This is a genomic window from Pseudomonas sp. GM25 (assembly GCF_000282255.1).
Lineage (GTDB): Bacteria > Pseudomonadota > Gammaproteobacteria > Pseudomonadales > Pseudomonadaceae > Aquipseudomonas > Aquipseudomonas aphyarum.
On the sequence record NZ_AKJQ01000011.1, the window covers coordinates 127951 to 151241 of the forward strand.

Sequence of the window (23291 nt, forward strand, 5' to 3'; positions counted from 1 at the left end):
AGGGCTCGAACCCTCGATCCCGGTGTGACAGGCAGCTATTCCAACCGCCTGCTCTACCGCTCCGCTGCCAAGTCAGGCATGACCCCGACCCGGATGGGTAAAAACCTGAATCAAACTTAGTTGACGGCTTCTTTCAGGGCTTTACCGGCTTTGAAACCTGGCTTTTTGGCTGCCGCGATTTCCAGAGTCTTGCCGGTCTGTGGGTTACGACCGATGCGAGCTGGACGATCAGTTACGGAGAAAGTACCGAAACCAACCAGAACAACGGAGTCGCCAGCCTTGAGAGCGCCAGTGACGGATTCGATTACAGCGTCCAGCGCACGGCCAGCAGCAGCTTTCGGGATATCAGCGGATGCAGCGATAGCATCAATCAGTTCCGACTTGTTCACTCTAAGTCCCCTTATATCTATTTGAGTATGATTCTAAGTTTTTTGGTGAAAGCAAAAACGAGTGCTGAATGGCCTACAGACACTTAAGAGCCGCTTTATAACAAGGGCTCTAAAAAGCTGTCAAGGAAGCCCCCCAGGCAAAAGCGTATTAATGCGTGCTAATTCTTTCCTTAGAGTCAGACTCACGTTTTTCGTCCTTGGCAACTATCTCCGGAGCCACATCCGGCAAGGGCTCCGGCGCGTATTGCAGCGCAATTTGCAGGACCTCGTCAATCCATTTAACCGGTTTGATCTGCAGATCCTGCTTGATATTGTCAGGAATCTCCTTCAGATCGCGCACGTTCTCTTCCGGAATAATCACTGTCTTGATTCCGCCACGGTGAGCGGCCAGCAGTTTTTCCTTCAGACCGCCAATGGCGAGGACTTGACCACGCAGGGTGATCTCGCCGGTCATGGCGACATCGGCACGCACAGGAATCCCCGTCAAAGCCGACACCAGCGCAGTACACATGCCTACACCAGCGCTCGGGCCGTCTTTCGGTGTAGCGCCTTCCGGCATGTGGATATGGGTGTCGCGCTTCTCGTGGAAGTCCAGCGGAATGCCCAGGCTCTTGGCACGGCTGCGCACCACGGTCAGGGCCGCAGTGATCGATTCGACCATTACGTCACCCAGCGAACCGGTCTTGATCAGTTGACCTTTGCCCGGCACCACAGCGGCTTCGATGGTCAGCAGTTCGCCGCCCACCTGAGTCCAGGCCAGGCCGGTCACTTGACCGATCTGATCCTGCTGCTCGGCCAGACCGTAGCGGAACTTGCGAACGCCGAGGAAATGCTCCAGCAGATCAGCTGTCACTTTTACCGAGAAGCGTTTTTCCAGCGCGTGCTCTTTGACCGCCTTGCGGCAGACCTTGGCAATCTGCCGCTCGAGGCCACGCACACCGGCTTCGCGGGTGTAGTAACGGATGATGTCGCGGATCGCTTCTTCGTCGAATTCCAGCTCGCCCTTCTTCAGGCCGTTGGCTGCAATCTGCTTCGGCGACAGGTACTTGACCGCGATGTTGATCTTCTCGTCTTCGGTGTAGCCCGGCAGACGGATGACTTCCATCCGGTCCAGCAGCGCCGGCGGAATGTTCATGGAGTTCGAGGTGCACAGGAACATCACGTCCGAGAGGTCGTAGTCGACTTCCAGGTAGTGGTCGTTGAAGTTGTGGTTCTGCTCTGGATCGAGCACTTCCAGCAACGCCGACGCCGGATCGCCACGCATGTCGCTGCCCATTTTGTCGATTTCATCGAGCAGGAACAGCGGGTTGCGCACACCCACCTTTGTCATCTTTTGAATCAATCTTCCTGGCATCGAACCGATGTAGGTTCGACGGTGACCACGGATTTCCGCTTCATCACGCACGCCACCGAGGGCCATGCGCACGAATTTGCGGTTGGTGGCATGGGCGATCGACTCGGCCAGCGAGGTTTTACCCACGCCCGGAGGACCGACCAGGCACAACACCGGGCCACGGATTTTCTTCACGCGCTTCTGCACGGCGAGGTATTCAAGGATGCGTTCCTTGACCTCTTCAAGACCGTAGTGATCGGCGTCGAGAATGTCTTCGGCACGGGCCAGGTCCAGACGCACTTTGCTCTGAGCCTTCCACGGCACCTGAACCAGCCAGTCGATGTACGAGCGCACCACGGTGGCTTCGGCGGACATCGGCGACATCTGCTTGAGCTTGTTCAGCTCGGCAGTGGCCTTGGCCAGGGCATCTTTCGGCAGACCGGCAGCGTCGATACGCTTTTTCAGGTCTTCGATTTCGTTGTGCCCTTCGTCGCTGTCGCCGAGCTCTTTCTGAATGGCCTTCATCTGCTCGTTCAGGTAGTACTCGCGCTGACTGCGCTCCATTTGCTTTTTGACGCGGCCACGAATGCGTTTTTCGACTTGCAGCAGGTCGATCTCGGCGTCCAGCAGGGCCAGAACGTGCTCGACCCGGGCCGACAAATCGATGATTTCGAGGATTTCCTGCTTCTGCTCGATCTTCAGCGCCATGTGCGCGGCCATGGTGTCTACCAGGCGGCCAGGCTCGTCGATGCTGTTGAGCGACGACAGGACTTCAGCCGGGACTTTCTTGCCCAGCTGCACATATTGTTCGAACTGCGACAGCAGGCTGCGCACGAACACTTCGGATTCGCGCTCGGCGGCGTCGACTTCGTCGATCAGCGAGACTTCGGCACGGCAGTGGCCATCGACTTCGCTGAAGCGCTCGACAGCGCCACGCTGCTCGCCTTCGACCAGAACCTTGACGGTGCCGTCAGGCAGTTTGAGCAGCTGCAGAACAGTGGCGATGGTACCTACGCGATAGAGAGCTTCTTCACCGGGATCGTCGTCAGCCGGGTTTCTCTGGGCCAGCAGCAGGATCTGCTTGTCGCCCGTCATCGCGGCCTCGAGGGCTTCGATGGATTTCTCGCGCCCCACGAACAGCGGGATAACCATGTGCGGATACACAACGACATCACGCAATGGCAGGAGAGGCAATTCGATGGTGGTCTTCATGATTTCGCCTCTACGGCGGCCATATGGCCGTAATCAGATGGAATTAAGCTTGAAACCAAGATGGGGGCTGACTTGAAAAAAAACAAGCGCAAAGGGGATGTAAAAAACGACATAAAAAAAAAGAGGCCCGAAGGCCCCTTCTTTGTTCCGGCAGACCGGGCGCTTACGCGTCCGGTGCAGCCTTGGCAGCCGGCTCACTGTTTTCGTAGATATACAGTGGCTTGGACTTGCCTTCGATGACGCTTTCATCGATCACGACTTTGCTCACCTCGGACTGCGAGGGGATTTCATACATCGTGTCGAGCAGCACACCTTCGAGAATCGAACGCAGACCACGGGCACCGGTTTTACGTTCCAGGGCACGCTTGGCGACCGATTTCAGCGCGTCGGAACGGAATTCCAGATCCACGCCTTCCATCTCGAACAGCTTGGCATACTGTTTGGTCAGGGCATTTTTCGGCTCGGTGAGAATCTGCATCAAAGCAGCCTCATCCAGCTCGTCCAGCGTCGCGAGGACTGGCAGACGACCAACGAATTCCGGGATCAGACCGAACTTGACCAGATCGTCAGGCTCGACTTCACGCAGGGATTCACCGACTTTCTTGCCTTCTTCCTTGCTGCGCACTTCTGCGTTGAAACCGATGCCACCCTTGGTGGAACGGTTCTGAATGACCTTCTCCAGACCGGAGAACGCGCCACCGCAGATGAACAGGATGTTACGGGTATCAACCTGAAGGAATTCCTGCTGCGGATGCTTGCGGCCACCTTGCGGCGGAACGGAAGCGACCGTGCCTTCGATCAGTTTGAGCAAGGCCTGCTGCACGCCTTCACCGGAAACGTCCCGGGTGATCGACGGGTTGTCGGACTTGCGCGAAATCTTGTCGATTTCGTCGATGTAGACAATGCCCATCTGGGCTTTCTCTACGTCGTAATCGCACTTCTGCAGCAGCTTCTGAATGATGTTCTCGACGTCTTCACCCACGTAACCCGCCTCGGTGAGGGTGGTTGCGTCGGCGATGGTGAACGGAACGTTCAGCAAGCGGGCCAGGGTTTCGGCCAGCAGGGTTTTACCGGAGCCTGTCGGGCCGATCAGCAGGATGTTGCTCTTGCCGAGTTCGACGTCGTCAGCCTTTTTGTCACGCTGGTTCAGACGCTTGTAGTGGTTGTACACCGCTACTGCCAGAACCTTCTTGGCACGTTCCTGACCAATCACATACTGATCAAGGATGCCGCTGATTTCTTTAGGCGAAGGCAATTTATGCGCGCTGCTTTCGGCCTGTGCTTCCTGCACCTCCTCGCGGATGATGTCATTGCACAGGTCGACGCACTCGTCGCAGATAAAGACCGAGGGGCCGGCAATCAATTTGCGCACTTCATGCTGGCTTTTGCCACAGAAGGAGCAATAGAGCAGCTTGCCGTTGTCCTCGCCGTTGCGGGTGTCAGTCATTCGTTCGATCCAAATCCGATAGGCTTGCAACACAAGATGAAGGCTATTGCGGGCTTTTTCAAGCCCGCCGCTGATCAGACGCGCCGACCAAGCCTATTTTGAGCTGCTTATTTTTAAGCTGGGCGCTGGTTGATCACTTCGTCGATCAGACCATATTCCTTCGCAGCTTCTGCACTCATGAAGTTGTCGCGGTTGGTGTCGCGCTCGATTTCTTCAAGCGTACGGCCGCTGTGCTTGGCCATCAGCGTGTTCAGACGCTCGCGAATGAAGAGGATTTCCTTGGCATGGATTTCGATGTCCGATGCCTGGCCCTGGAAACCGCCCAGTGGCTGGTGAATCATCACGCGCGAGTTCGGCAGGCAGAAACGCTTGCCGGGGGCACCGGCCGTCAGCAGGAACGCGCCCATGCTGCACGCCTGACCGATACAGGTAGTCGATACGTTTGGCTTGATGAACTGCATGGTGTCGTAGATCGACATGCCCGCTGTCACCGAACCGCCCGGGGAGTTGATATAAAGATGGATGTCCTTGTCCGGGTTTTCCGCTTCAAGGAACAGCAATTGCGCGCAAATCAGGTTGGCCATGTAGTCCTCTACAGGACCCACCAGAAAGATTACTCGTTCCTTGAGAAGACGCGAGTAGATGTCATAGGCGCGCTCGCCACGAGCAGATTGCTCGACAACCATCGGGACCAGGCCGCCGGCGGCCTGGATATCAGAGTTCTGCTGAATATAGGAATTACGGAACATGCTCTGCAGTCACTCCCAAATAGTCATGTCTTGAATACGCATAAGCCAGCTCGAAGGCTGGCTTATGGTGTGTGCTTCTAACGCAAAAACAATCAGTCGGCTTTTGGAGCTTCTACCGGCTTGACCGCTTCTTCGTAAGAGACCGATTTGTCGGTCACGCTAGCTTTCTGCAGAACAGTATCCACAACTTGTTCTTCCAGCACAACCGAACGAACTTCGTTCAGTTGCTGCTCGTTCTTGTAGTACCAGGACACGACCTGCTCAGGCTCTTGGTAAGCCGAAGCCATTTCCTGAATCATTTCGCGAACGCGGGCTTCGTCTGGCTTCAGGTCGAACTGCTTGACCACTTCGGCCACGATCAGACCCAGCACAACGCGACGTTTGGCTTGTTCTTCGAACAGCTCGGCCGGCAGTTGATCAGGCTTGATGTTGCCGCCGAACTGTTGAACAGCCTGCACGCGCAGACGGTCAACTTCGTTGGACAGCAGAGCCTTAGGCACTTCGATCGGGTTGGTGGCCAGCAGACCGTCCATTACCTGATTCTTGACCTTGGATTTGATCGCCTGACGCAGTTCACGCTCCATGTTCTTGCGAACTTCGGTGCGGAAACCGTCGATGCCGCTTTCCTTGATGCCGAATTGAGCGAAGAACTCTTCGTTCAGCTCAGGCAGTTTTGGCTCGGAAACGGTGTTTACAGTCACGGTGAACTCAGCGGTTTTGCCAGCCAGGTCCAGGTTCTGATAGTCCTCTGGGAAGGTCAGGTTCAGAACGCGCTCTTCGCCGGCTTTAGCACCAACCAGACCTTCTTCGAAGCCAGGGATCATGCGGCCGGAACCCAGTACCAGCTGAGTGCCCTTGGCGGAACCGCCAGCGAATACTTCGCCGTCAACCTTGCCAACGAAATCGATGTTCAGCTGGTCTTCGTTCTGGGCAGCGCGATCGGCCACTTCAAAACGGGTGTTCTGCTTGCGCAGGATGTCCAGCATCTTGTCCAGATCGGCGTCAGCCACGTCAGCGCTCAGACGCTCAACGGTGATGCCTTCGAAGCCGGCAACGGTGAACTCAGGGAACACTTCGAATACGGCTACGTATTCCAGGTCCTTGCCAGCTTCGAGCGACTTAGGCTCGATCGATGGCGAACCGGCCGGGTTCAGCTTCTGCTCAACCACAGCTTCGTAGAAAGATTTTTGAATCACGTCGCCGATCGCTTCCTGACGTGCGTCAGCACCGAAACGACGTTTGATTTCGCTCATTGGCACTTTGCCTGGACGGAAGCCAGCAATTTTGGCTTTCTGGGCAGTCTGCTGCAGACGCTTGTTGACCTGGCTCTCAATCTGCTCAGCCGGCACGGTGATGCTCATGCGGCGCTCAAGAGCAGTAGTATTTTCAACAGAAACTTGCATGGATATTCCTCGTTGCACAGACGTTAGCCGGCCGTTTCCGACCCAAGAATCAAGGGCAAGCATTCTAGTAGGTCAAACTCAAGAAGTCACCCTACTGAAAACGGGTAAAAAAACAGCAGGCCATTTGAAGGCGGGGACAAACGGTTGCGCCTCGCCCTGTTAGCAAATACAGCCAATTCAAGCCAGGGCTCTGCGCCAACCTCTTCTATATATAGAGGCGGTTGAATCATCTCCCTGACAGCCGACCTCGCAAGCAAGGCCGACGGGCAGTGCAGCATCATCGAGCAACATTAATACGACGAAGCACCCTGCCCTGCGACCCGAAACCTGCAGCCGCCAAAATCCGAAACCTAAAACAAAAAAGGCGCCAGACTGTTAAATCTGGCGCCTTTCGGAATATGGGGTGGACGATGGGGATCGAACCCACGACAACGGGAGTCACAATCCCGTGCTCTACCAACTGAGCTACGCCCACCATATTGCGTGTCAAAGAAGCCAAACAACTTCTTTGTAGAACTTCACCCGGCCAACGGCATGAATGAAGCTTTGATTGGTGCGGATGAAGAGACTCGAACTCTTACGCCTCGCGGCGCTGGAACCTAAATCCAGTGTGTCTACCAATTCCACCACATCCGCGGATGAAGCTTTTTAAAGCAAAGGCGCCAGACTGTTACATCTGGCGCCTTTCGAAATATGGGGTGGACGATGGGGATCGAACCCACGACAACGGGAGTCACAATCCCGTGCTCTACCAACTGAGCTACGCCCACCATATCGCGTTACTTGTGCCAATGCTGCCTAATGGCGCACCCGGCAGGACTCGAACCTGCGACCATCCGCTTAGAAGGCGGATGCTCTATCCAGCTGAGCTACGGGCGCCTTGTTAGCTGTACCCTTGGAGGACTACAAACTAAGTGCTTTCCAGTCGTTCGAAACCGTAATTTCGTTCGACCTTCTTAACCAGTGCTAGGCTGTGCCCGACAAGTGCGACGAATAGTATAGAGCGACCTGAAGGTCGTCAAATCCTTTTTGAAAAAAATTCATTTAATTAAAGGGCTTAGGGGAATTTGCTGACCAAGCGCCTTTGCCCTCACCGTTTGACATGCGAGAATGCGTTCTCTTTTTTTCCCCTCTCGATGGTTAATCACGCGCAATGACTGCACAACTAATCGACGGCAAATCAATCGCCGCCAGCCTGCGCCAGCAGATCGCCCAACGGGTAGCCGAACGTCGCGAGCAAGGCTTGCGCACTCCCGGCCTCGCGGTGATCCTGGTCGGCAGCGATCCTGCCTCTCAGGTTTATGTCTCGCACAAGCGTAAAGACTGTGAAGAGGTCGGCTTCCTCTCTCAAGCCTACGACCTGCCTTCCGAAACCACTCAGGAAGCACTGACCGATCTGATCGATCGACTGAACGACGATCCGGCAATCGACGGCGTTCTGCTTCAACTTCCTCTGCCGGAACACCTGGACGCTTCCAAGCTGCTGGAGCGCATCCGCCCGGACAAGGACGTCGATGGTTTCCATCCTTATAACGTCGGCCGTCTGGCCCAGCGCATTCCGCTGCTGCGTCCGTGCACCCCGAAAGGCATCATGACCCTGCTGGAAAGCACCGGTGCCGATCTGTACGGGATGAACGCAGTCGTTGTCGGCGCTTCCAACATCGTCGGTCGCCCGATGGCGATGGAACTGTTGCTGGCCGGTTGCACCGTGACCGTCACCCACCGCTTCACCAAGGATCTGGCCGGCCACGTCGGCCGCGCCGATCTGGTGGTCGTGGCCGCCGGCAAGCCGGGCCTGGTCAAGGGCGAGTGGATCAAGGAAGGCGCGATCGTGATCGACGTCGGCATCAACCGTCAGGACGACGGCAAACTGGTCGGTGACGTCGTGTACGAAACCGCCCTGCCCCGCGCCGGCTGGATCACTCCGGTACCGGGCGGCGTCGGTCCGATGACCCGCGCCTGCCTGCTGGAAAACACCCTCTACGCGGCAGAAACCCTGCACGCTTGAGTCGCGTTTTCCGCACTCCGGAAACCCCGCCTTGTGCGGGGTTTTTCATGCCCTCGAAAAAACCTTTACCGTTCGCCGGAAACCCCTATTTTTACAGGGCTTTTCACGACTTTTTCATGCCTTGCGGACAACCATCGACAGTTCTTCAACCATACTCCTACAATGCGTCGTTTTTACGACACAGCCCGTTACAAAGAACGGCATTTCCAACCTTCATGAGTTCGCCCGCGTGAATATTCGTCTGTCCATCCTGAGCCTGGTTTTTGCATTTTCAGGCACGCTCCTCACGCCAACGGTCAACGCCGCCGAAACTACTGCTGCCCCTCGAGACGCTTCGCAATTGAAGATTGCCTCCGGCAGCGCCCTGCTGATGGATCTGCAGACCAACAAAGTCATTTATTCCAGCAACCCGGACGTGGTGGTGCCCATCGCTTCCGTGAGCAAATTGATGACCGGTTTGGTAGTGGTCGAAGCGCACCAGAACATGGACGAATGGATTGACGTCGACATCAGCCGCACACCCGAAATGAAGGGCGTGTTTTCCCGCGTCAAACTGCGAAGCGAACTGCCCCGCCGAGAGATGCTGCTGATTGCCCTGATGTCCTCGGAAAACCGGGCTGCCGCCAGCCTGGCTCACCACTATCCGGGCGGTTACGCGGCGTTCATCGCCGCGATGAATGCCAAGGCCAAGGCGCTGGGCATGACCAGCACTCACTTTGTGGAACCCACCGGCCTGTCCGAGCGCAACGTTTCCACCGCCCGCGACCTGAGCAAGTTGCTGGTGGCTGCGCACAAACAGCCGCTACTTATCGAGCTGACCACCACCAAGGAAAAGACCGTCTCGTTCCGCAAACCCAATTACACCCTGGGTTTCCGCAACACCGACCACTTGGTCAACAAGGCCGACTGGGATATCCGCATCACCAAAACCGGCTTCACCAACCCGGCCGGCCACTGCCTGGTGCTGGTGACGCGCATGGCCAACCGCCCGGTCGCCCTGGTGATTCTCGACGCGTTCGGCAAATACACCCACTTTGCCGATGCCAGCCGCATCCGCAGTTGGGTGGAAACCGGCAAGAGCGCCAACGTCCCGGCCGTGGCTCAGCAATACAAGGCCGACAAGAACCTCAAGAGTCGCCAGAGCGGCGTGATCGAAGCCTCCAAGTAATCCGTCACCCGTGAAAAAGCCCCGAATCGTCGGGGCTTTTTCGTTTATGCAGTCAGTCGTTGGGCAACGGCATCTTGTCGTCATCGGGAATGCCGTCACCGGCGCTCGGGTCGCGGGAATGCTCTGGCGTGACCACCGCCGGACGCGCCAAGGGATCGCGCAGAGGGCTCTCCGGATCCAGCACCGGATCAACTTCCGGCTCAGGCGTGGTGGGCACACTGTCAGGTTTGTGGTCGTCGAAACTCGAATCGGTACTCATATGCACCTCGCTTCAAGGCTTGAGATCAGCCAAGGGATCGTAAGGCTTGGCCGGACGCTTGGGATCATCGCCCGGCCGCACATCCTTCGGCGCCTTCGCCGGGCCGACGGGATCGACTTGCGGGTCCTCAAGATCCGGCGAGTCCGGATCGAAACCCAAGTCGTCACCACTGCCGTGCTCGGACGAATGCGGCCCGCTGGGTGAATTGGGGATTGCCATGTTCATCTCCTGATACCAGGCCCGTAAAACACGGGACGCTACAATTCAGAAGCGCATCCCCCGCCAGGGTGCCCGACAAGCGACGAACGGAACCTCAGTGCGCCGCCAGCGCCTTCCTCGCCTGCGCCGCTTCCCGCTCCTGCCCGGCCTGAGCCAGTGCGTCGGCAGCCTTGAGCCAGCGCTGTTGATCGACCGCTGCGGGAATCTGCGTCGGTTTCTGGATCAACACTGCCCAGCCGCCGGATTTTTCGAGAGCCGACTCGAACGAGCCGAAGCTCATCAATTCGCGGCGATTCATCCCCGCGCGCAGCAGCACTTTCTGCTTCAAACGATCGTAGCCGGACAGGATCGCGTAACGTGGCTCCGCCCAAAACGCCGAACCTTCGCTGAAACGCACCATCACCGGATACCCGGCCGCCACTTGAGTCAGCAGCGCTGGCAGGTTGCTGTCCAGCGGATACACGACCATGCCGTATTCACGAGCCAGGCTCTGCAGATTCTGTTGCAACTTGTCCTCGGCGCCCGGCAAGTGCAGCGGTTTTTCCAGCAGACCCGGCGTGATCACGATGCCCTGCTGCGACAGCAGACTGGCCAGCACTTGCGGCCCGCTTTGATAGGCCTCACCACGATAGAAGGTGCCGCTGAGCTCGACCCGCTCCGGCAGGCGCTTGACCTCCGGCGCCACACTGCCCGCACACCCCACCAATGCTGTTACGCAACCGGCCACCAGCAGCGCCGCGCGAATCCGGGAAAATAGCTGCACCATCGTCACTCTCTTGATCAGTTACCGGTCATCGTGTTCCGGCTTGGTCGAGGATCATAGGACGGCGCCACGCTGCGGTATAGCCCAAAGCGGCAGATGCATCGGTTGCATAGAGCGAACTGATTGGTCACCACCGACCTTTGGTCAATAGCCTGAAACACACCAGCGACTAGACTGTCACTCAGACAAGAGCCAAAGAAAGAGCGCCCGACGCAGGGCAAAGAGGAGGCACAGATGAGCCTGACCATGACCATCGTAATGCTGATTGCCGGCTGGCTGGCCGTTGCCGCCGCCATGCTGTGGGGCGTGTTGCGGATTTCCCGCCGCCATCACCACCCGGTACAACCTGCACCGACCAGGAAGATCGAGAAACACGACGCCCGTCACGCCACCGCGCACTGACTTTCCGTAACCGACACAAACAAAAAGGCCGCCTGGACTCTCGCGAGTTCAGGCGGCCTTTGGTTTTCCAGCAATTACGCTTCGGCAGTCAGTTTCTTCTGCTTGGCGCGGCGCGACATCATGTTCAGCACTTCAATCGAAGCCGAGAACGCCATGGCGGCATACACATAACCTTTCGGTACGTGGGCGCCGAAGCCTTCGGCGATCAGCGTCATGCCGATCATGATCAGGAAGCCCAGAGCCAGCATCACCACCGTCGGGTTGTCGTTGATGAACTTGGCCAGCGGATCAGCCGCAAACAGCATCACCAGTACCGAGACGACAACCGCAATCACCATGATCGGCAAGTGTTCGGTCATGCCGACAGCGGTAATGATACTGTCGATCGAGAACACCATGTCCAGCATCAGGATCTGCCCGATGGCGGCAGCGAAGCCCAGGGTCACCTTAGACGTCGCGCTCTTCGGATCTTCCGGTGCCGGGTCCATGCTGTGATGGATCTCCGTGGTGGCTTTCCACAACAGGAACAGGCCGCCGGCGATCAGGATCATGTCCTTCCAGGAGAACGCGTGGCCGAGGATCTCGATGACCGGCGCAGTCAGCTGAACGATGAACGCGATGGTGCTCAACAGGGCCAGGCGCATGATCAGCGCCATGCCGATCCCCAGACGACGGGCCTTCTGCCGGTACTGCTCGGGCAGCTTGTTGGTCAGAATCGAGATAAAGATCAGGTTATCGATGCCGAGCACGATCTCCATCACCACCAGTGTGGCCAAGGCGATCCAGGCGGTCGGGCTGGCGGCGAGTTCTAACAGATATTCCATGGGTCAGTCCTGACTCTGTGTAAGACGGTTTAGATTTCCTGGGAGGACGATTCGGATTTTTCTTCGTCGTCTTTCGGTTCTTTCTTGCTGATCAGATTGCCGGTGGCATCGCTGAGCGCCTCTTCGGCAGCTTTATGCGTGTCGTCGATGGCTTGCTTGGCCGCTTCGGCCGCCTGCCCCATCAGTTGCTGGGCGCTCTTTTCGGCCTGGTCGCAACCGGCCAGTACCAGTAAAGACGCGATCAGTAACGCCGTAGTTTTTAGTTTCATGATGCTTCCCTCGATAGAACAGACAGCGCCGTACAGACCGGCCGTCGATGGCTGGGCATTCTAGGGAGACGAACACTTCAGGAAAATTCGTATTTTTAGCGGCTATACTTCGATTTATACGAACTGTATTTGACGGACCGAACCCCATGCTCAATTACCGACAACTGCACTACTTCTGGGTGGTGGCCAAGACCGGCAGCATCGTGCGCGCTTGCGAGCAACTGAACCTGACGCCGCAGACCATCAGCGGGCAGATTTCGCTGCTCGAACAGACCTACGGCATCGAGTTGTTTCAACGGGTCGGCCGCCAGCTTGAGCTCACCGAAGCCGGGCGTCAGGCCCTGCCCTACGCCGAGCAAATGTTCCAGCTCGGCGGCGAACTGGAGCTGATGCTGCGCGCCCAGCCCAACGAACAGCAGATCCTGTTCCGGGTCGGCGTGGCGGATGTGGTGCCCAAATCCATCGTCTATCGCCTGATCGCGCCGACGATGGAATTGAGCGAACCACTGCGCATCACCTGCCGCGAAGACAAACTCGAACGCCTGCTGGCGGATCTGGCGATCCAGCGCCTGGACCTGGTGATCTCCGACAGCCCGATGCCCTCGCACCTGGACATCAAGGGCTACAGCCAGAAGCTCGGGGAATGCGGGATCAGTTTCTTCGCCACCGCCGAACTGGCAGCGCAATACGGTCAGGATTTCCCGCGCAGCCTGCACGGTGCGCCGCTGTTGATCCCCGGCGCGGAAACCGTGGTTCGCAGCCGTTTGCAGCGCTGGTTCGCCGAGCAGCAGATTCAGCCGAGGATTGTCGGGGAGTTCGATGACAGCGCCTTGATGCAGGCGTTCGGCCAGTCCGGCAGCGGGATTTTCATCGGCCCGAGCGTGATTGCCGATGAGGTGAAGCGCCAGTACGGCGTCGAGTTGATCGGCCAGACCGACGCGGTGAGCGAGTCGTTCTACGCGATCTCAGTGGAGCGCAAGGTCAAGCACCCCGGCATCAAAGCGATTACCGAAGGTGCCCGACGCGAGCTGTTTACAGCGTTTTAAGCCGGCGCGCAGACGTCGCGCGGCTTGAGCACCATCAGCACCATGGCGAGGAAAATCGACAGCAGAATGAACCCGGCAGCGGCGAAGCCCACAAAGCCGAGGCCGGCGCTGTCGATCACCCGACCGCCGATGATTGCGCCCAGACCAATCCCGAGGTTGGCCCCGGCAATGTTCAGCGACGCGGCGAAAGCCGGCGCCTCAGGTGCGGCTTTCATCAAGCGCACGTGGCTGACCAGAAACAGCGCCGCCTGGGTCACGCCCCATATGCCCATCGCCGCCGCCAGACCCAGCGACGAATTGATGTTCGGCACCAGCGCCACCATCCCCGGGATCATGAACGCGCAAAACATCACCGAGGCCATCAGCGGATGACGATCCACCGCACGACCGCCCAGCGAGTTGCCGATCAGACCAACCGCGCCAAAGCCCATCAGGCACCAGCCGACCACGGTGCCATTGAAGCCGGCCAGACGTTCGAGGATGTCCGCCAGATAGGTGTAGGCGGTGAACATGCCGCTGAACACCAGGATCGACAGCAGCACATGGCCCAGCATCAGCGGGCTGCGCAGGATCTTGAACTGCGAAGCGAAACTGACCTGATGCTGGTGCAGGCTGGTTTTCGGCAGATAGACAAACAGCAGCAACGCCTTGGCGAACGCGATCACCGCCAGAATGGCGAACGCACTGCGCCAGCCGAACGCATCGGAAATCAGCGTGCCGACCGGAATGCCGAACACGGTGGCGCAAACAATGCCGAAGCCGATCTTGGCGATCGCGCGACCAGCGAAGTCCGGGCCGACGATGTCCACCGCCGTTTCACTGGCCAGCGCCCAGAACACCGGCAACCCCAGCGCCGGAATCAACCGGGCAATGGCCATGACCCAGATGTTCGGCGCCAATGCCGCCACGGTATTGGCCAGACCGAACATGATCAGGATGGTGATGAACAGTTTGCGGCGCTCGAAGCGGGCGAAATACGCGGTCAGGAATGGACCGAACATCGCCACGGTGAACGCGAACAGAGTCACCAGCAGTCCGGCCTGCGGGATGGTGACGGCCAGGTCGCGGGCAATCGCCGGCAGCAGGCCGACGATGACGAACTCCGTGGTCAGCACCGTGAACCCGGCGGCAGACAACAGAAGGATGGGCAACAGCATGAGGAACTCCAGCAAAACGACGACACCAGCGCTGACCCGAAGGCCCGCCGGCAGAACTTGAAAATAAGGATGCGCAATCTTAACAGAGTGTTTCCCGAGTGACTTGCACAAACCTGTCTAAGTTGTGGATGGATCCGGTGGCAGATCGTCACAGGTCTGAAGGATCCGGACGACGCTGTGATAAAGTCCGCGCCCTGCAAAACGTACACCCTGTTCAGCCACCCGTTTAACGGTGTGACTGTCGCGTCAGTCCTTTCGGTTCGTGTCTGTGGCCTGCCCCCGATTCAACGCCCGGATCACGCAACCTTGCACCCTATAAAAAAACCAGAGATGCCGTTATGACCGCTTCATCCCCTTCTCTATTGCAACGTCTTAAAAGCCTCAGCCTGGTCACGCAGATCCTGATCGGCCTGATTGCCGGCATCGCCCTCGCGCTGTTCGCGCCGGAAGCGGCCAAAGGCACGGCCTTCATCGGCAAGGTGTTCGTCTCGGCGCTGAAAGCCGTGGCGCCGATCCTGGTGTTCGTGCTGGTCATGGCGTCGATCGCCAACCACAAGCACGGACAGGAAACCCACATCCGGCCGATCCTGTTCCTTTACCTGCTGGGCACCTTCGCCGCCGCCGTGGTCGCGGTGATTGCCAGCATGATGTTCCCGTCGCATCTGGTGCTGTCCACCGACAACATCGCGGTGAGCGCGCCGGGCGGCATTACCGAGGTACTGCAAAGCCTGTTGCTGAGCGTGGTCGACAACCCGGTGAGCGCACTGATGAACGCCAACTTCATCGGCATTCTGGCCTGGGCCATCGGCATGGGCGTGGCGATCCGGCACGCCGGCGACACCACCCGCGAAGTGGTCAGCGACCTGTCCAACGGCGTGACCCTGATCGTGCGCGTGGTGATCCGCTTCGCGCCGCTGGGGATTTTCGGTCTGGTAGCCTCGACCCTGGCCACCTCCGGTTTCGGCGCGCTGGTCGGTTACGCGCACCTGCTGGCGGTACTGCTGGGCTGCATGCTGTTCGTCGCGTTGGTGATGAACCCGCTGATCGTATTCTGGAAGCTGCGCCGCAATCCGTATCCGCTGACGCTCCAGTGTCTGCGTGAAAGCGGCATCACCGCATTCTTCACCCGCAGCTCGGCGGCGAACATTCCGGTCAACCTGGAATTGAGCAAGCGCCTGGGCCTGCATGAAGACACCTATTCGGTATCGATTCCGCTCGGCGCCACCATCAACATGGCCGGCGCGTCGATCACCATCACCGTGCTGACCCTCGCAGCCGTACACACGCTGGGCATCGCCGTGGACATCCCGACCGCGATCCTGCTCAGCGTCGTCGCCGCGATCTGCGCCTGCGGTGCTTCGGGTGTGGCCGGTGGCTCGCTGCTGCTGATCCCGCTGGCGTGCAGCCTGTTCGGCATCCCGAGCGAGATCGCCATGCAAGTGGTGGCGGTCGGTTTCATCATCGGCGTGCTGCAGGATTCGGCCGAGACGGCGCTGAACTCCTCCACCGACGTGCTGTTCACCGCCGCTGCTTGCCTGGGCGAAGAGCAGAAAGCCCAGCGTCCGGCGTAAAAAACCGGCGCAATAAAAAAGCCCGCCAAGGCGTAAACCTTGGCGGGCTTTTTGTTGCAGAACGTTTTAGAACGCGCCCATGTAATCGCGCTTGCCCACTTCCACACCGTTGTGACGCAGCAGTGCGTAGGTGGTGGTGACGTGGAAGAAGAACTGCGGCAGGCCGTAGCTCAGCAGGTAAGCCTGGCCGCTGAAGCGCTTCTCTTTCGGGGTGCCCGGACGAGTCACGATCTCGATGCCTTCCTTGCCATTGATCTGCTCTGGCTTGATCTCGCCGATGAAGGCCAGAACCTTGGCGATCAGCGCTTGCAGCTCGGCGAAGGTGGTTTCGGTGTCGTCATATTTCGGGATTTCGATTTCGGCCAGACGCGAGGAAACGCCTTTGGCGAAGTCCACGGCGATCTGCACCTGACGCACCAGCGGGAACATGTCCGGGTACAGACGCGCTTGCAGGAAGGCGTTCGGGTCGATGTTCTTCTCGGTGGCGTGGGCTTCAGCCTTTTTCAGCACATCGCTCACGGCGTTGAGCATTTGTTGGAAAACCGGGACGGATGCGGCGTACAGGGAAATGGTCATGGCAGTCTCACGTGGTGGCTGGGTGAATCGTGGGGGCGATTATAGCCATGCTCGCATGGCGGCGCGGCTTGTCTTTTATCCAGCAAGGATTAGGCTAGGCGCCTTCGACTGCAGAGGGAACGCGCGATGACCACAGAATTTGAAACCAGCTCCGACGAACCACGGCTCAACGCCACGGAAATCCGCATTCTGGGCTCGTTGATCGAGAAACAGGCCACCAGCCCGGAAACCTACCCGTTGACCCTCAACGCGCTGGTGCTGGCCTGCAACCAGAAAACCAGCCGCGAACCGGTGATGAACCTGACCCAGGGCCAGGTCGGCCAGAGCCTGCGCGCCCTCGAAAGCCGCGGTTTCGCCAAACTGGTGATGGGCAGTCGCGCCGACCGCTGGGAGCACAAGGTCGACAAGGCGCTGGAGCTGGTGCCGGCGCAATTGATCCTGACCGGGTTGATGTTCCTGCGCGGCCCGCAGACCGTCAACGAACTGCTGACCCGCAGCGGTCGCATGCATGAATTCGAAGACGCCGAACAAGTGGTGCATCAGCTGGAACGCCTGATCGCCCGGGAGCTGGCGGTGTTGATTCCGCGTCAGGCCGGTCAGCGCGAAGATCGCTACACCCACGCGCTGGGCGATCCGGCGGACATCGAGGCGATTATCGCGGCGCGCCAGAACCCGAGTGATCGCGGGGCTGCCAGCGGCGTTTCAGTGGAGCGCATCGAAGAGCTGGAAGCGCGGATTGCGGCACTGGAAGAGCGCCTGGCCCGCCTCGAGGAATAAGCGCACCGGGGCGGCGTTATTCGCCGTCCCAGTAATCCACGCCGTCTGCCTGCCGCGCCACCGCGACGAATCCCGAGGCATTGCCGTCGGCATCGACGTTGAAGTTGTCCATCACCGCGTATTTGTTCGAGTCCGGGTACTCGCAGATTTCCGGTTGCTGCTGGGTGCTGACGGCCAGATAGCGAAGTTCCGCAGCACTGGTGTTGATGATCTGATGCGCGGCTTCCGGGCCGCCCGGCGGACAGGCGATCACATCACCAGCGCGGATCGGGAAACGTTCGGCACCGAGGCGCACTTCCCCTTCCCCGGCCACCACGTAAAACATTTCTTCATTGACCCGATGACTGTGAAACGGACTGCCACGCATGCCCGGCGGCAGCGAATACAGACGATATCCGAGCTTTTGCGCGCCCAATTGCTGGCCCACCCGGGCGAACCGTTGCTGATAACGCCCGGCAGTTTCGCCCTCAGGGGCCAATGATTCGGGAAGCGGTTCGAGTTCGACGTCATTCAGGTTGAGAATGGGCGGATGCATGCAAACCTCGGCTTTTGTGATGGGCAAGTCTGTGCTTGCTGATCCGGCAGTATAGGCAAACTGTTCGGATCAAAAACCATGTCGCGGCCTTCGCGAGCAAGCTCGCTCCCACAGTGGAAATGCATTTCAATGTGGGAGCGAGCTTGCTCGCGAAAAAGACCGATCAGGCACCGCCTCTCCAAGCCTTTTAGCTACGGGCAAACGCCACCGCCGCATCGAACTGCTCGACCGTCGGCCGCACGCCGGTGTACAGCACGAACTGCTCAAGCGCCTGAATCGCGATCACTTCCAGCCCGGTGATCACCTTTTTACCCTCTGCACGACCGCGCACGATCAGCGGGGTTTCCGAGGGGATCGCCACCACATCGAACACGGTGTCGGCTGACTTGATCACATCCACATCAAAAGAAAGCTGACCCGCTTCCGGACCGCCATCCATCCCGACCGGAGTCACGTTGATCAACATCTGCGGGCGCTCGTCACCCAGTTCCGCCTGCCAGCGATACCCGAGTGAATCCGCCAGCGCACGCCCGGCGCGCTCGTTGCGGGCCACGATCAAACCGTTTTTGTAACCGCCATCGCGCAAGGCACCGGCCACAGCCTTGGCCATGCCGCCACTGCCACGCAGGGCGAAAGTCGTGTCCTTCGGCACCGCGTGGGTTTCCAGCAACTGGGCGATGGCAATGTAATCGGTGTTGTAGGCCTTGAGATGGCCGTTGGTGTTGACGATGGTGTTGATCGACTGGATCGCTGCCGCCGAGGCATCCAGCTCATCGACCAGCGCAATACTGGCTTCCTTGAACGGCATCGATACGCCGCAACCGCGAATCCCCAGCGCGCGGATCCCGCCGACGGCACCGGGCAGGTCCTGGCTGCTGAACGCCTTGTAGTAGAAATTCAGGCCCAGTTGTTCATACAAATGGTTATGAAAACGCAGACCGAAATTCCCGGGACGCCCAGACAGGGACATGCACAATTGGGTGTCTTTGTTGGGGTTCATCTGCATGGGAGGCTCCTTCGAATGCACTTTCGGATGGACGGGATTAGCCAGGCCATCGGGTTCTGAACGATCATAAGGCGGTCTGTTCCGGGCATCACAGCCGATGCCGGAAATACGGTAAACAAACCGGTACAGACCTTACACAAAATTTACCCAGCGGCCGTGCTGTTTTTCAAAATGTTGCTGTCTTAGAAGTATCCCCGCGCCATTCCGGGCCTGTTGCAGGTTCGGACGCCGGGTCGAAGAACCGAGGAATTATCATGATTCGTAAACTCCCCATCGTGGCCTTGTTGATTGGTGCATTCGCGATCACGGGTCAGGCAGAAGCCCACGGCGGTGGCTGGCAGGGCCCGGCGGTATTTGGTGCGATCGTCGGCTCGGCCATCATCGGCTCGGCGCTCATCAACCAGGATCGGCCGGTGTACGTCCAACAGCCTGTTTACGCTCAACCGGCACCGGTCTACGTGCAGCAACCGCCGCCACCGGTCTATTACCAGCCGGCTCCGGTCTATGTGCAGCAACCGGTCTACGTCCAACCGGCCCCGGTCTATTACGGCCCGCCGCGCGGTTATTACGGTCGACCACACTATTACGGTGGTCCGCGCTGGTAACCGGCACACGAAGCCCCGCTTGATAGCGGGGCTTTTTATTGCCTCCGGAAAAGCCAACCGTCCGTCGGCCAAGGTCTGAAAAAATCTCGCCAAGGTCGCTGTGGGGACAGTTTGAACCGTTAAAGTCGGCATGATGGACTCGACCGTCGGGGGCAAAACACAAACGGTCATCTATTTGTCATGACGGAACCGCACTCTGAATCCGTCCGCATACAACAGGTTGATAACAACAAGGACGACTTGAATGCCTACACAGAATCCGCACCGCATCGTCGGTTTATGCACCTCGAGCAAGGTCTACAACGCCCTGACCGAACTCAAGCACCTGGAAGGCCACCGCACGGCGAAGTTTCTCTCGCTGCTGGCGGAAAACCTGGTGCGCAAGGGGTTTCTCAATGAACACGAGATCGTGCACATGCTCGATCAAGTAGTGGATTGAGCCAGCCCTCACTGGCGTCAATGACCACTATCGAAAGCGTTGATTGTCCCTGAAACGGCCAACTCCCTAAGGTAGCTCCATAGATTGATGGAGGTACTTCTCATGGCTCAGGTTCAAATCATGTCCGTTGTCGGTAGCGCCGTTCCCGCTTCGCTCAGAGAGCTGGGGCTGCTTGCCTGCTGGTATCTGGTACGCGACGGCGAGCCGGTCAGCGGCCCGCTCACGTCCTTGCCGGCGGCGCAGGCACTGTCGCAACAACTGCTCAATGGTCCGTTCAAGGCTTAAGGCAGCTGCACTTTCGGTTTGCTTTCGATGAACAGCGCCCAGCTCGACATGAACAGCGCCGCAATCAGCGGCCCGATCACGAAACCGTTGAGCCCGAAGACGGCCAACCCGCCCAGGGTCGAGATCAGGATCATGTAGTCCGGCATCCGGGTGTCCTTGCCCACCAGGATCGGGCGCAGCAGGTTATCCACCAGACCGATCACGAACACCCCGAACAACCCCAGCACCACGCCCTGCCAGATCATCCCGCTGAGCAGGAAATAAGCCGCGACCGGCACCCAGACAATCCCCGCCCCCACCGCCGGCAGCAACGACAGAAACGCCATCAGCACCGCCCAGAGCAACGCGCTGGGAATGTCGAGAAACCAGAAAATCGCCCCGCCCAGCGCACCCTGCGTGATCGCCACCAGCAGATTGCCCTTCACCGTCGCGCGCACCACGCGGTTGAATTTCAGCTGCAAACGGCGTTTGTGATGTTCCTCCAGCGGTATCGCCGTGCGCACCTTGCGCGCCAGTTCGGCGCCATCGCGCAGGAAGAAAAACAGCAAGTACAGCATGATGAAAAAACTCACCACGAAATCGAACGTGCCCTGGCCGAAACTGAAGGCCTGACTCGCCAGCACCTGACTGCCCTGCATCGAGGCCTTGACGATTTTCTCGCGCAAGGCATTGAGTTCGCCCATGCCGAAGCGGTCGAGCAAGTGCTGAAAGTACGGCGGCAGGCTGTGTTTGAACTGCGCCAGATACGCTCCGATATCGAGCTTGCCGCTTTCGATATTGTCGTAAAGCGTCGCCCCTTCCTGCACCAGCAGCACACTGATGACGATCACCGGCAGGATCGCGATCACCAGGCAGACACTCAACGTACACAGTGATGTCAGGTTGCGTTGCCAGCCGAATTTCAATTGCAACTGGCGCTGCATCGGCGCGAACAGGATGCCGAGAATCACCGCCCAGAACACCGCGCCGTAGAACGGCAGCAGGATCCAGATAAAGGCGACCGTCACCAGAAACAGCAGCACGGTGAGGGATTTGAATTGCAGACTCTTTTGGTTCATGTCCGGTCCAGGTCAGTCAGGCGCCACCCGCGCCCGTCCCGTTTAGTCAGCCAGCGTCAGCGCGAGTGCCCTGTTTCTTCATGGAGCATAGATCCAGATCAATAAACCCTCGGCGCAACTGCTCTACCCTGCCGCGCTTTTGCGACCGACGCCGCCATGACGACCTCCTTCACCCCCGAACTGCTCGCCCCCGCCGGCACCCTGAAAAACATGCGCTACGCCTTCGCCTACGGGGCCGATGCGGTGTACGCCGGCCAGCCGCGCTACAGCCTGCGGGTGCGCAACAACGAGTTCGATCACGCCAATCTCGCCCTCGGCATTCGTGAAGCCCAGGCCCAGGGCAAGCGCTTCTACGTGGTGGTCAACATCGCGCCGCATAACGCCAAGCTGAAGACCTTCCTCAAGGATCTGGCGCCAGTGATCGAGATGGCGCCGGATGCGCTGATCATGTCCGACCCCGGCCTGATCATGCTGGTGCGCCGGCACTTTCCGCAGATGCCGATCCACCTGTCGGTGCAGGCCAACACGGTGAACTGGGCGAGCGTCGAGTTCTGGCAGCAACAGGGACTGAGCCGGATCATCCTGTCCCGTGAATTGTCGCTGGAAGAAATCGGCGAAATCCGCGAGCAAGTGCCGGGCATGGAGCTTGAAGTGTTCGTCCACGGCGCGCTGTGCATGGCCTATTCCGGCCGCTGCCTGCTCTCGGGTTACATGAACAAGCGCGACGCCAATCAGGGCACCTGCACCAACGCCTGCCGCTGGAAATACTCGGCGCAGGAGGCCAGCGAAAACCAGCTCGGCGAAATCGTGCAGACCTTCGAACCGCAACCGACTCTCGGCCTCGGCGCTCCCACCGATCAGGTGTTCCTGTTGCAGGAAGCCAACCGTCCCGGCGAGTTGATGCCGGCATTCGAAGACGAACACGGCACCTACATCATGAACGCCAAGGACCTGCGCGCGGTGCAGCACGTCGAACGCCTGACCCGCATGGGCGTGCACTCACTGAAGATCGAAGGCCGGACCAAATCCCACTTCTATTGCGCCCGCACCACTCAGGTCTATCGCCGGGCCATCGACGATGCGGTGGCCGGCCGCGAATTCAACCGCAGCCTGATGACCGATCTGGAATCCCTCGCCCAGCGCGGCTACACCGAAGGCTTCCTGCGCCGCCATGTGCATGACGAATACCAGAACTATCAGAACGGCAGCTCGGTGTCGGAGCGTCAGCAGTTTGTGGGCGAACTGACCGGCGAACGCCGGGACCGGCTGGCCGAGGTCAAGGTGAAGAACCGCTTTGCGCTGGGCGATCATCTGGAACTGATGACGCCCAAGGGCAACTTTCATTTTGATCTGCATGAATTGCGGAACCTTAAAGACGAAGCCATCGACGTGGCGCCGGGGGACGGGCATACGGTGTATCTGCCGATTCCGGATGCGGTGGATTTGCGCTTCGGCTTGTTGATGCGCGATCTCGGCGCTGTTTAGAAGCAGCAAAAAAACCCGGCCAATCAGCCGGGTTTTATTCAACGCCTGTCATCGGACAGCGGTGTCGGCTCATCAGCCGGCGGCATGTCTTCATCAGACGACGGATCCTTCCAGTCTTCCGGCCGGTCGGCATCGCTCAACGGATCGCGCCCAGGCATCACGCCCGGTGGCATCTCGTGATCGGCCAGCGTCGGTTCATCCGTACCGGGGACTTTGCGGGTAGGGTCGGTTGGGGCCGTGCCTCCCTGAAACAGCGTATCGTCAGCCATGATTGCACCTCAAAGAATGAGGCCCGGAATATCCGGG

The 23291-nt window shown here is 58.9% G+C and carries 26 protein-coding genes and 4 tRNA genes; 10 read left to right on the forward strand and 20 right to left on the reverse strand.

The window, feature by feature from the left end:
* Nucleotides 1-116: 116 nt before the first annotated feature.
* From PMI24_RS04820 to PMI24_RS04860, 9 genes are all read right to left on the reverse strand, one after another.
* Nucleotides 117-389, reverse strand: coding sequence for an HU family DNA-binding protein (locus PMI24_RS04820; protein ID WP_002552737.1), 273 nt, complete (start codon nucleotides 387-389; stop codon nucleotides 117-119).
* 148 nt (nucleotides 390-537) lie between these two features.
* Nucleotides 538-2934, reverse strand: a complete 2397-nt coding sequence (gene lon / locus PMI24_RS04825; protein WP_007951557.1) for an endopeptidase La — start codon at nucleotides 2932-2934, stop codon at nucleotides 538-540.
* A gap of 163 nt (nucleotides 2935-3097) precedes the next feature.
* The gene (clpX, locus tag PMI24_RS04830) at nucleotides 3098-4381 is read right to left on the reverse strand and encodes an ATP-dependent Clp protease ATP-binding subunit ClpX (RefSeq protein ID WP_007951558.1); all 1284 of its coding nucleotides are present in this window, start codon (nucleotides 4379-4381) and stop codon (nucleotides 3098-3100) included.
* A 113-nt stretch (nucleotides 4382-4494) separates the two neighbouring features.
* On the reverse strand, nucleotides 4495-5130 hold the full coding sequence (clpP, locus tag PMI24_RS04835; RefSeq protein ID WP_007951559.1) for an ATP-dependent Clp endopeptidase proteolytic subunit ClpP: 636 nt from the start codon (nucleotides 5128-5130) through the stop codon (nucleotides 4495-4497).
* 92 nt (nucleotides 5131-5222) lie between these two features.
* On the reverse strand, nucleotides 5223-6533 hold the full coding sequence (tig, locus tag PMI24_RS04840) for a trigger factor (RefSeq protein ID WP_045121656.1): 1311 nt from the start codon (nucleotides 6531-6533) through the stop codon (nucleotides 5223-5225).
* A 399-nt stretch (nucleotides 6534-6932) separates the two neighbouring features.
* Nucleotides 6933-7008 (reverse strand) — tRNA-His (locus tag PMI24_RS04845).
* Between the two features lie 76 nt (nucleotides 7009-7084).
* A tRNA-Leu gene (locus PMI24_RS04850) sits at nucleotides 7085-7169 on the reverse strand.
* A gap of 58 nt (nucleotides 7170-7227) precedes the next feature.
* Nucleotides 7228-7303, reverse strand: a tRNA-His gene (locus PMI24_RS04855).
* A gap of 32 nt (nucleotides 7304-7335) precedes the next feature.
* Nucleotides 7336-7412, reverse strand: a tRNA-Arg gene (locus PMI24_RS04860).
* A 274-nt stretch (nucleotides 7413-7686) separates the two neighbouring features.
* On the opposite strand from PMI24_RS04860, the gene folD reads away from it, so the two are divergent.
* Both folD and pbpG read left to right on the forward strand, forming a co-directional pair.
* Nucleotides 7687-8541 (forward strand): bifunctional methylenetetrahydrofolate dehydrogenase/methenyltetrahydrofolate cyclohydrolase FolD, encoded by an 855-nt coding sequence (folD, locus tag PMI24_RS04865; protein WP_007951561.1) that lies wholly within the window; start codon nucleotides 7687-7689, stop codon nucleotides 8539-8541.
* 31 nt (nucleotides 8542-8572) lie between these two features.
* Nucleotides 8573-9709, forward strand: a complete 1137-nt coding sequence (gene pbpG / locus PMI24_RS04870; protein ID WP_157222929.1) for a D-alanyl-D-alanine endopeptidase — start codon at nucleotides 8573-8575, stop codon at nucleotides 9707-9709.
* A 52-nt stretch (nucleotides 9710-9761) separates the two neighbouring features.
* Here pbpG and PMI24_RS04875 read toward each other — a convergent pair whose 3' ends face one another.
* The 3 genes from PMI24_RS04875 to PMI24_RS04885 form a co-directional block, all read right to left on the reverse strand.
* Nucleotides 9762-9968: a hypothetical protein gene (locus PMI24_RS04875; RefSeq protein WP_007951563.1), complete on the reverse strand. Its 207-nt coding sequence runs from the start codon at nucleotides 9966-9968 to the stop codon at nucleotides 9762-9764.
* 12 nt (nucleotides 9969-9980) lie between these two features.
* Nucleotides 9981-10187: a DUF6021 family protein gene (locus tag PMI24_RS04880; protein WP_007951564.1), complete on the reverse strand. Its 207-nt coding sequence runs from the start codon at nucleotides 10185-10187 to the stop codon at nucleotides 9981-9983.
* A 94-nt stretch (nucleotides 10188-10281) separates the two neighbouring features.
* Entirely contained in the window at nucleotides 10282-10953 is a 672-nt protein-coding gene (locus PMI24_RS04885) for a hypothetical protein (protein ID WP_007951565.1), read from the reverse strand.
* Nucleotides 10954-11184: 231 nt separating this feature from the next.
* Here PMI24_RS04885 and PMI24_RS29335 point away from each other — a divergent pair, with 231 nt between their 5' ends.
* Complete coding sequence (locus tag PMI24_RS29335) at nucleotides 11185-11352, forward strand: hypothetical protein (RefSeq protein WP_007951566.1); 168 nt, start codon at nucleotides 11185-11187, stop codon at nucleotides 11350-11352.
* A gap of 74 nt (nucleotides 11353-11426) precedes the next feature.
* On the opposite strand, the gene PMI24_RS04890 is transcribed toward PMI24_RS29335, so the two are convergent.
* A complete protein-coding gene (locus PMI24_RS04890) occupies nucleotides 11427-12176 on the reverse strand; it encodes a TerC family protein (RefSeq protein WP_007951567.1) in 750 nt (249 codons plus the stop codon).
* A 29-nt stretch (nucleotides 12177-12205) separates the two neighbouring features.
* On the reverse strand, nucleotides 12206-12445 hold the full coding sequence (locus PMI24_RS04895; RefSeq protein WP_007951568.1) for a hypothetical protein: 240 nt from the start codon (nucleotides 12443-12445) through the stop codon (nucleotides 12206-12208).
* Nucleotides 12446-12591: 146 nt separating this feature from the next.
* On the opposite strand from PMI24_RS04895, the gene nhaR reads away from it, so the two are divergent.
* A complete protein-coding gene (gene nhaR, locus PMI24_RS04900; protein ID WP_007951569.1) occupies nucleotides 12592-13491 on the forward strand; it encodes a transcriptional activator NhaR in 900 nt (299 codons plus the stop codon).
* Here nhaR and PMI24_RS04905 read toward each other — a convergent pair.
* Complete coding sequence (locus tag PMI24_RS04905; RefSeq protein WP_007951570.1) at nucleotides 13488-14648, reverse strand: MFS transporter; 1161 nt, start codon at nucleotides 14646-14648, stop codon at nucleotides 13488-13490. The genes nhaR and PMI24_RS04905 overlap by 4 nt on opposite strands.
* Before the next feature lie 338 nt (nucleotides 14649-14986).
* Between PMI24_RS04905 and sstT the strand changes: the two genes are divergently transcribed.
* Nucleotides 14987-16219: a serine/threonine transporter SstT gene (gene sstT / locus PMI24_RS04910; RefSeq protein ID WP_007951571.1), complete on the forward strand. Its 1233-nt coding sequence runs from the start codon at nucleotides 14987-14989 to the stop codon at nucleotides 16217-16219.
* A 66-nt stretch (nucleotides 16220-16285) separates the two neighbouring features.
* Here sstT and PMI24_RS04915 read toward each other — a convergent pair whose 3' ends face one another.
* Nucleotides 16286-16795 carry a DUF1993 domain-containing protein gene (locus tag PMI24_RS04915; protein ID WP_007951572.1) on the reverse strand — a complete coding sequence of 170 codons (510 nt, stop codon included), beginning with the start codon at nucleotides 16793-16795 and terminating at the stop codon, nucleotides 16286-16288.
* 126 nt (nucleotides 16796-16921) lie between these two features.
* On the opposite strand from PMI24_RS04915, the gene PMI24_RS04920 reads away from it, so the two are divergent.
* Nucleotides 16922-17572 (forward strand): YceH family protein, encoded by a 651-nt coding sequence (locus PMI24_RS04920; RefSeq protein WP_007951573.1) that lies wholly within the window; start codon nucleotides 16922-16924, stop codon nucleotides 17570-17572.
* 16 nt (nucleotides 17573-17588) lie between these two features.
* Here the strand turns inward: PMI24_RS04920 and PMI24_RS04925 are convergent, their stop codons facing one another.
* Nucleotides 17589-18107, reverse strand: coding sequence for a cupin domain-containing protein (locus tag PMI24_RS04925; protein WP_007951575.1), 519 nt, complete (start codon nucleotides 18105-18107; stop codon nucleotides 17589-17591).
* Between the two features lie 187 nt (nucleotides 18108-18294).
* Nucleotides 18295-19113, reverse strand: coding sequence for a shikimate 5-dehydrogenase (locus PMI24_RS04930; RefSeq protein WP_007951577.1), 819 nt, complete (start codon nucleotides 19111-19113; stop codon nucleotides 18295-18297).
* Between the two features lie 254 nt (nucleotides 19114-19367).
* Here PMI24_RS04930 and PMI24_RS04935 point away from each other — a divergent pair, with 254 nt between their 5' ends.
* The 3 genes from PMI24_RS04935 (at nucleotide 19368) to PMI24_RS04945 (ending at nucleotide 20442) form a co-directional block, all read left to right on the forward strand.
* Complete coding sequence (locus PMI24_RS04935) at nucleotides 19368-19718, forward strand: hypothetical protein (RefSeq protein WP_007951578.1); 351 nt, start codon at nucleotides 19368-19370, stop codon at nucleotides 19716-19718.
* Between the two features lie 244 nt (nucleotides 19719-19962).
* The gene (locus PMI24_RS04940; protein ID WP_007951579.1) at nucleotides 19963-20157 is read left to right on the forward strand and encodes a hypothetical protein; all 195 of its coding nucleotides are present in this window, start codon (nucleotides 19963-19965) and stop codon (nucleotides 20155-20157) included.
* A 102-nt stretch (nucleotides 20158-20259) separates the two neighbouring features.
* The gene (locus tag PMI24_RS04945; RefSeq protein ID WP_007951581.1) at nucleotides 20260-20442 is read left to right on the forward strand and encodes a hypothetical protein; all 183 of its coding nucleotides are present in this window, start codon (nucleotides 20260-20262) and stop codon (nucleotides 20440-20442) included.
* Here the strand turns inward: PMI24_RS04945 and PMI24_RS04950 are convergent.
* Nucleotides 20439-21500 (reverse strand): AI-2E family transporter, encoded by a 1062-nt coding sequence (locus PMI24_RS04950; protein WP_007951582.1) that lies wholly within the window; start codon nucleotides 21498-21500, stop codon nucleotides 20439-20441. The genes PMI24_RS04945 and PMI24_RS04950 overlap by 4 nt on opposite strands.
* Nucleotides 21501-21656: 156 nt before the next feature.
* On the opposite strand from PMI24_RS04950, the gene trhP reads away from it, so the two are divergent.
* Nucleotides 21657-22985, forward strand: a complete 1329-nt coding sequence (trhP, locus tag PMI24_RS04955; RefSeq protein ID WP_007951583.1) for a prephenate-dependent tRNA uridine(34) hydroxylase TrhP — start codon at nucleotides 21657-21659, stop codon at nucleotides 22983-22985.
* A gap of 38 nt (nucleotides 22986-23023) precedes the next feature.
* On the opposite strand, the gene PMI24_RS04960 is transcribed toward trhP, so the two are convergent.
* Nucleotides 23024-23254 (reverse strand): hypothetical protein, encoded by a 231-nt coding sequence (locus PMI24_RS04960; protein WP_007951584.1) that lies wholly within the window; start codon nucleotides 23252-23254, stop codon nucleotides 23024-23026.
* Nucleotides 23255-23291 lie beyond the last annotated feature (37 nt).

Coding starts and splice junctions, on each gene's coding strand:
- PMI24_RS04915 (WP_007951572.1), bottom strand. CDS start 16,795: ATGACCATTTCCCTGTACGCCGCATCCGTCCCGGTTTTCCAACAAATG.
- PMI24_RS04930 (WP_007951577.1), bottom strand. CDS start 19,113: ATGCAGATGAACCCCAACAAAGACACCCAATTGTGCATGTCCCTGTCT.
- PMI24_RS04885 (WP_007951565.1), bottom strand. CDS start 10,953: ATGGTGCAGCTATTTTCCCGGATTCGCGCGGCGCTGCTGGTGGCCGGT.
- PMI24_RS04905 (WP_007951570.1), bottom strand. CDS start 14,648: ATGCTGTTGCCCATCCTTCTGTTGTCTGCCGCCGGGTTCACGGTGCTG.
- PMI24_RS04895 (WP_007951568.1), bottom strand. CDS start 12,445: ATGAAACTAAAAACTACGGCGTTACTGATCGCGTCTTTACTGGTACTG.
- PMI24_RS04950 (WP_007951582.1), bottom strand. CDS start 21,500: ATGAACCAAAAGAGTCTGCAATTCAAATCCCTCACCGTGCTGCTGTTT.
- sstT (WP_007951571.1), top strand. CDS start 14,987: ATGACCGCTTCATCCCCTTCTCTATTGCAACGTCTTAAAAGCCTCAGC.
- PMI24_RS04960 (WP_007951584.1), bottom strand. CDS start 23,254: ATGGCTGACGATACGCTGTTTCAGGGAGGCACGGCCCCAACCGACCCT.
- PMI24_RS04945 (WP_007951581.1), top strand. CDS start 20,260: ATGGCTCAGGTTCAAATCATGTCCGTTGTCGGTAGCGCCGTTCCCGCT.
- PMI24_RS04925 (WP_007951575.1), bottom strand. CDS start 18,107: ATGCATCCGCCCATTCTCAACCTGAATGACGTCGAACTCGAACCGCTT.
- PMI24_RS04875 (WP_007951563.1), bottom strand. CDS start 9,968: ATGAGTACCGATTCGAGTTTCGACGACCACAAACCTGACAGTGTGCCC.
- PMI24_RS29335 (WP_007951566.1), top strand. CDS start 11,185: ATGAGCCTGACCATGACCATCGTAATGCTGATTGCCGGCTGGCTGGCC.
- PMI24_RS04940 (WP_007951579.1), top strand. CDS start 19,963: ATGCCTACACAGAATCCGCACCGCATCGTCGGTTTATGCACCTCGAGC.
- clpP (WP_007951559.1), bottom strand. CDS start 5,130: ATGTTCCGTAATTCCTATATTCAGCAGAACTCTGATATCCAGGCCGCC.
- tig (WP_045121656.1), bottom strand. CDS start 6,533: ATGCAAGTTTCTGTTGAAAATACTACTGCTCTTGAGCGCCGCATGAGC.
- PMI24_RS04890 (WP_007951567.1), bottom strand. CDS start 12,176: ATGGAATATCTGTTAGAACTCGCCGCCAGCCCGACCGCCTGGATCGCC.
- PMI24_RS04920 (WP_007951573.1), top strand. CDS start 16,922: ATGACCACAGAATTTGAAACCAGCTCCGACGAACCACGGCTCAACGCC.
- PMI24_RS04935 (WP_007951578.1), top strand. CDS start 19,368: ATGATTCGTAAACTCCCCATCGTGGCCTTGTTGATTGGTGCATTCGCG.
- trhP (WP_007951583.1), top strand. CDS start 21,657: ATGACGACCTCCTTCACCCCCGAACTGCTCGCCCCCGCCGGCACCCTG.
- nhaR (WP_007951569.1), top strand. CDS start 12,592: ATGCTCAATTACCGACAACTGCACTACTTCTGGGTGGTGGCCAAGACC.
- folD (WP_007951561.1), top strand. CDS start 7,687: ATGACTGCACAACTAATCGACGGCAAATCAATCGCCGCCAGCCTGCGC.
- PMI24_RS04880 (WP_007951564.1), bottom strand. CDS start 10,187: ATGGCAATCCCCAATTCACCCAGCGGGCCGCATTCGTCCGAGCACGGC.
- lon (WP_007951557.1), bottom strand. CDS start 2,934: ATGAAGACCACCATCGAATTGCCTCTCCTGCCATTGCGTGATGTCGTT.
- clpX (WP_007951558.1), bottom strand. CDS start 4,381: ATGACTGACACCCGCAACGGCGAGGACAACGGCAAGCTGCTCTATTGC.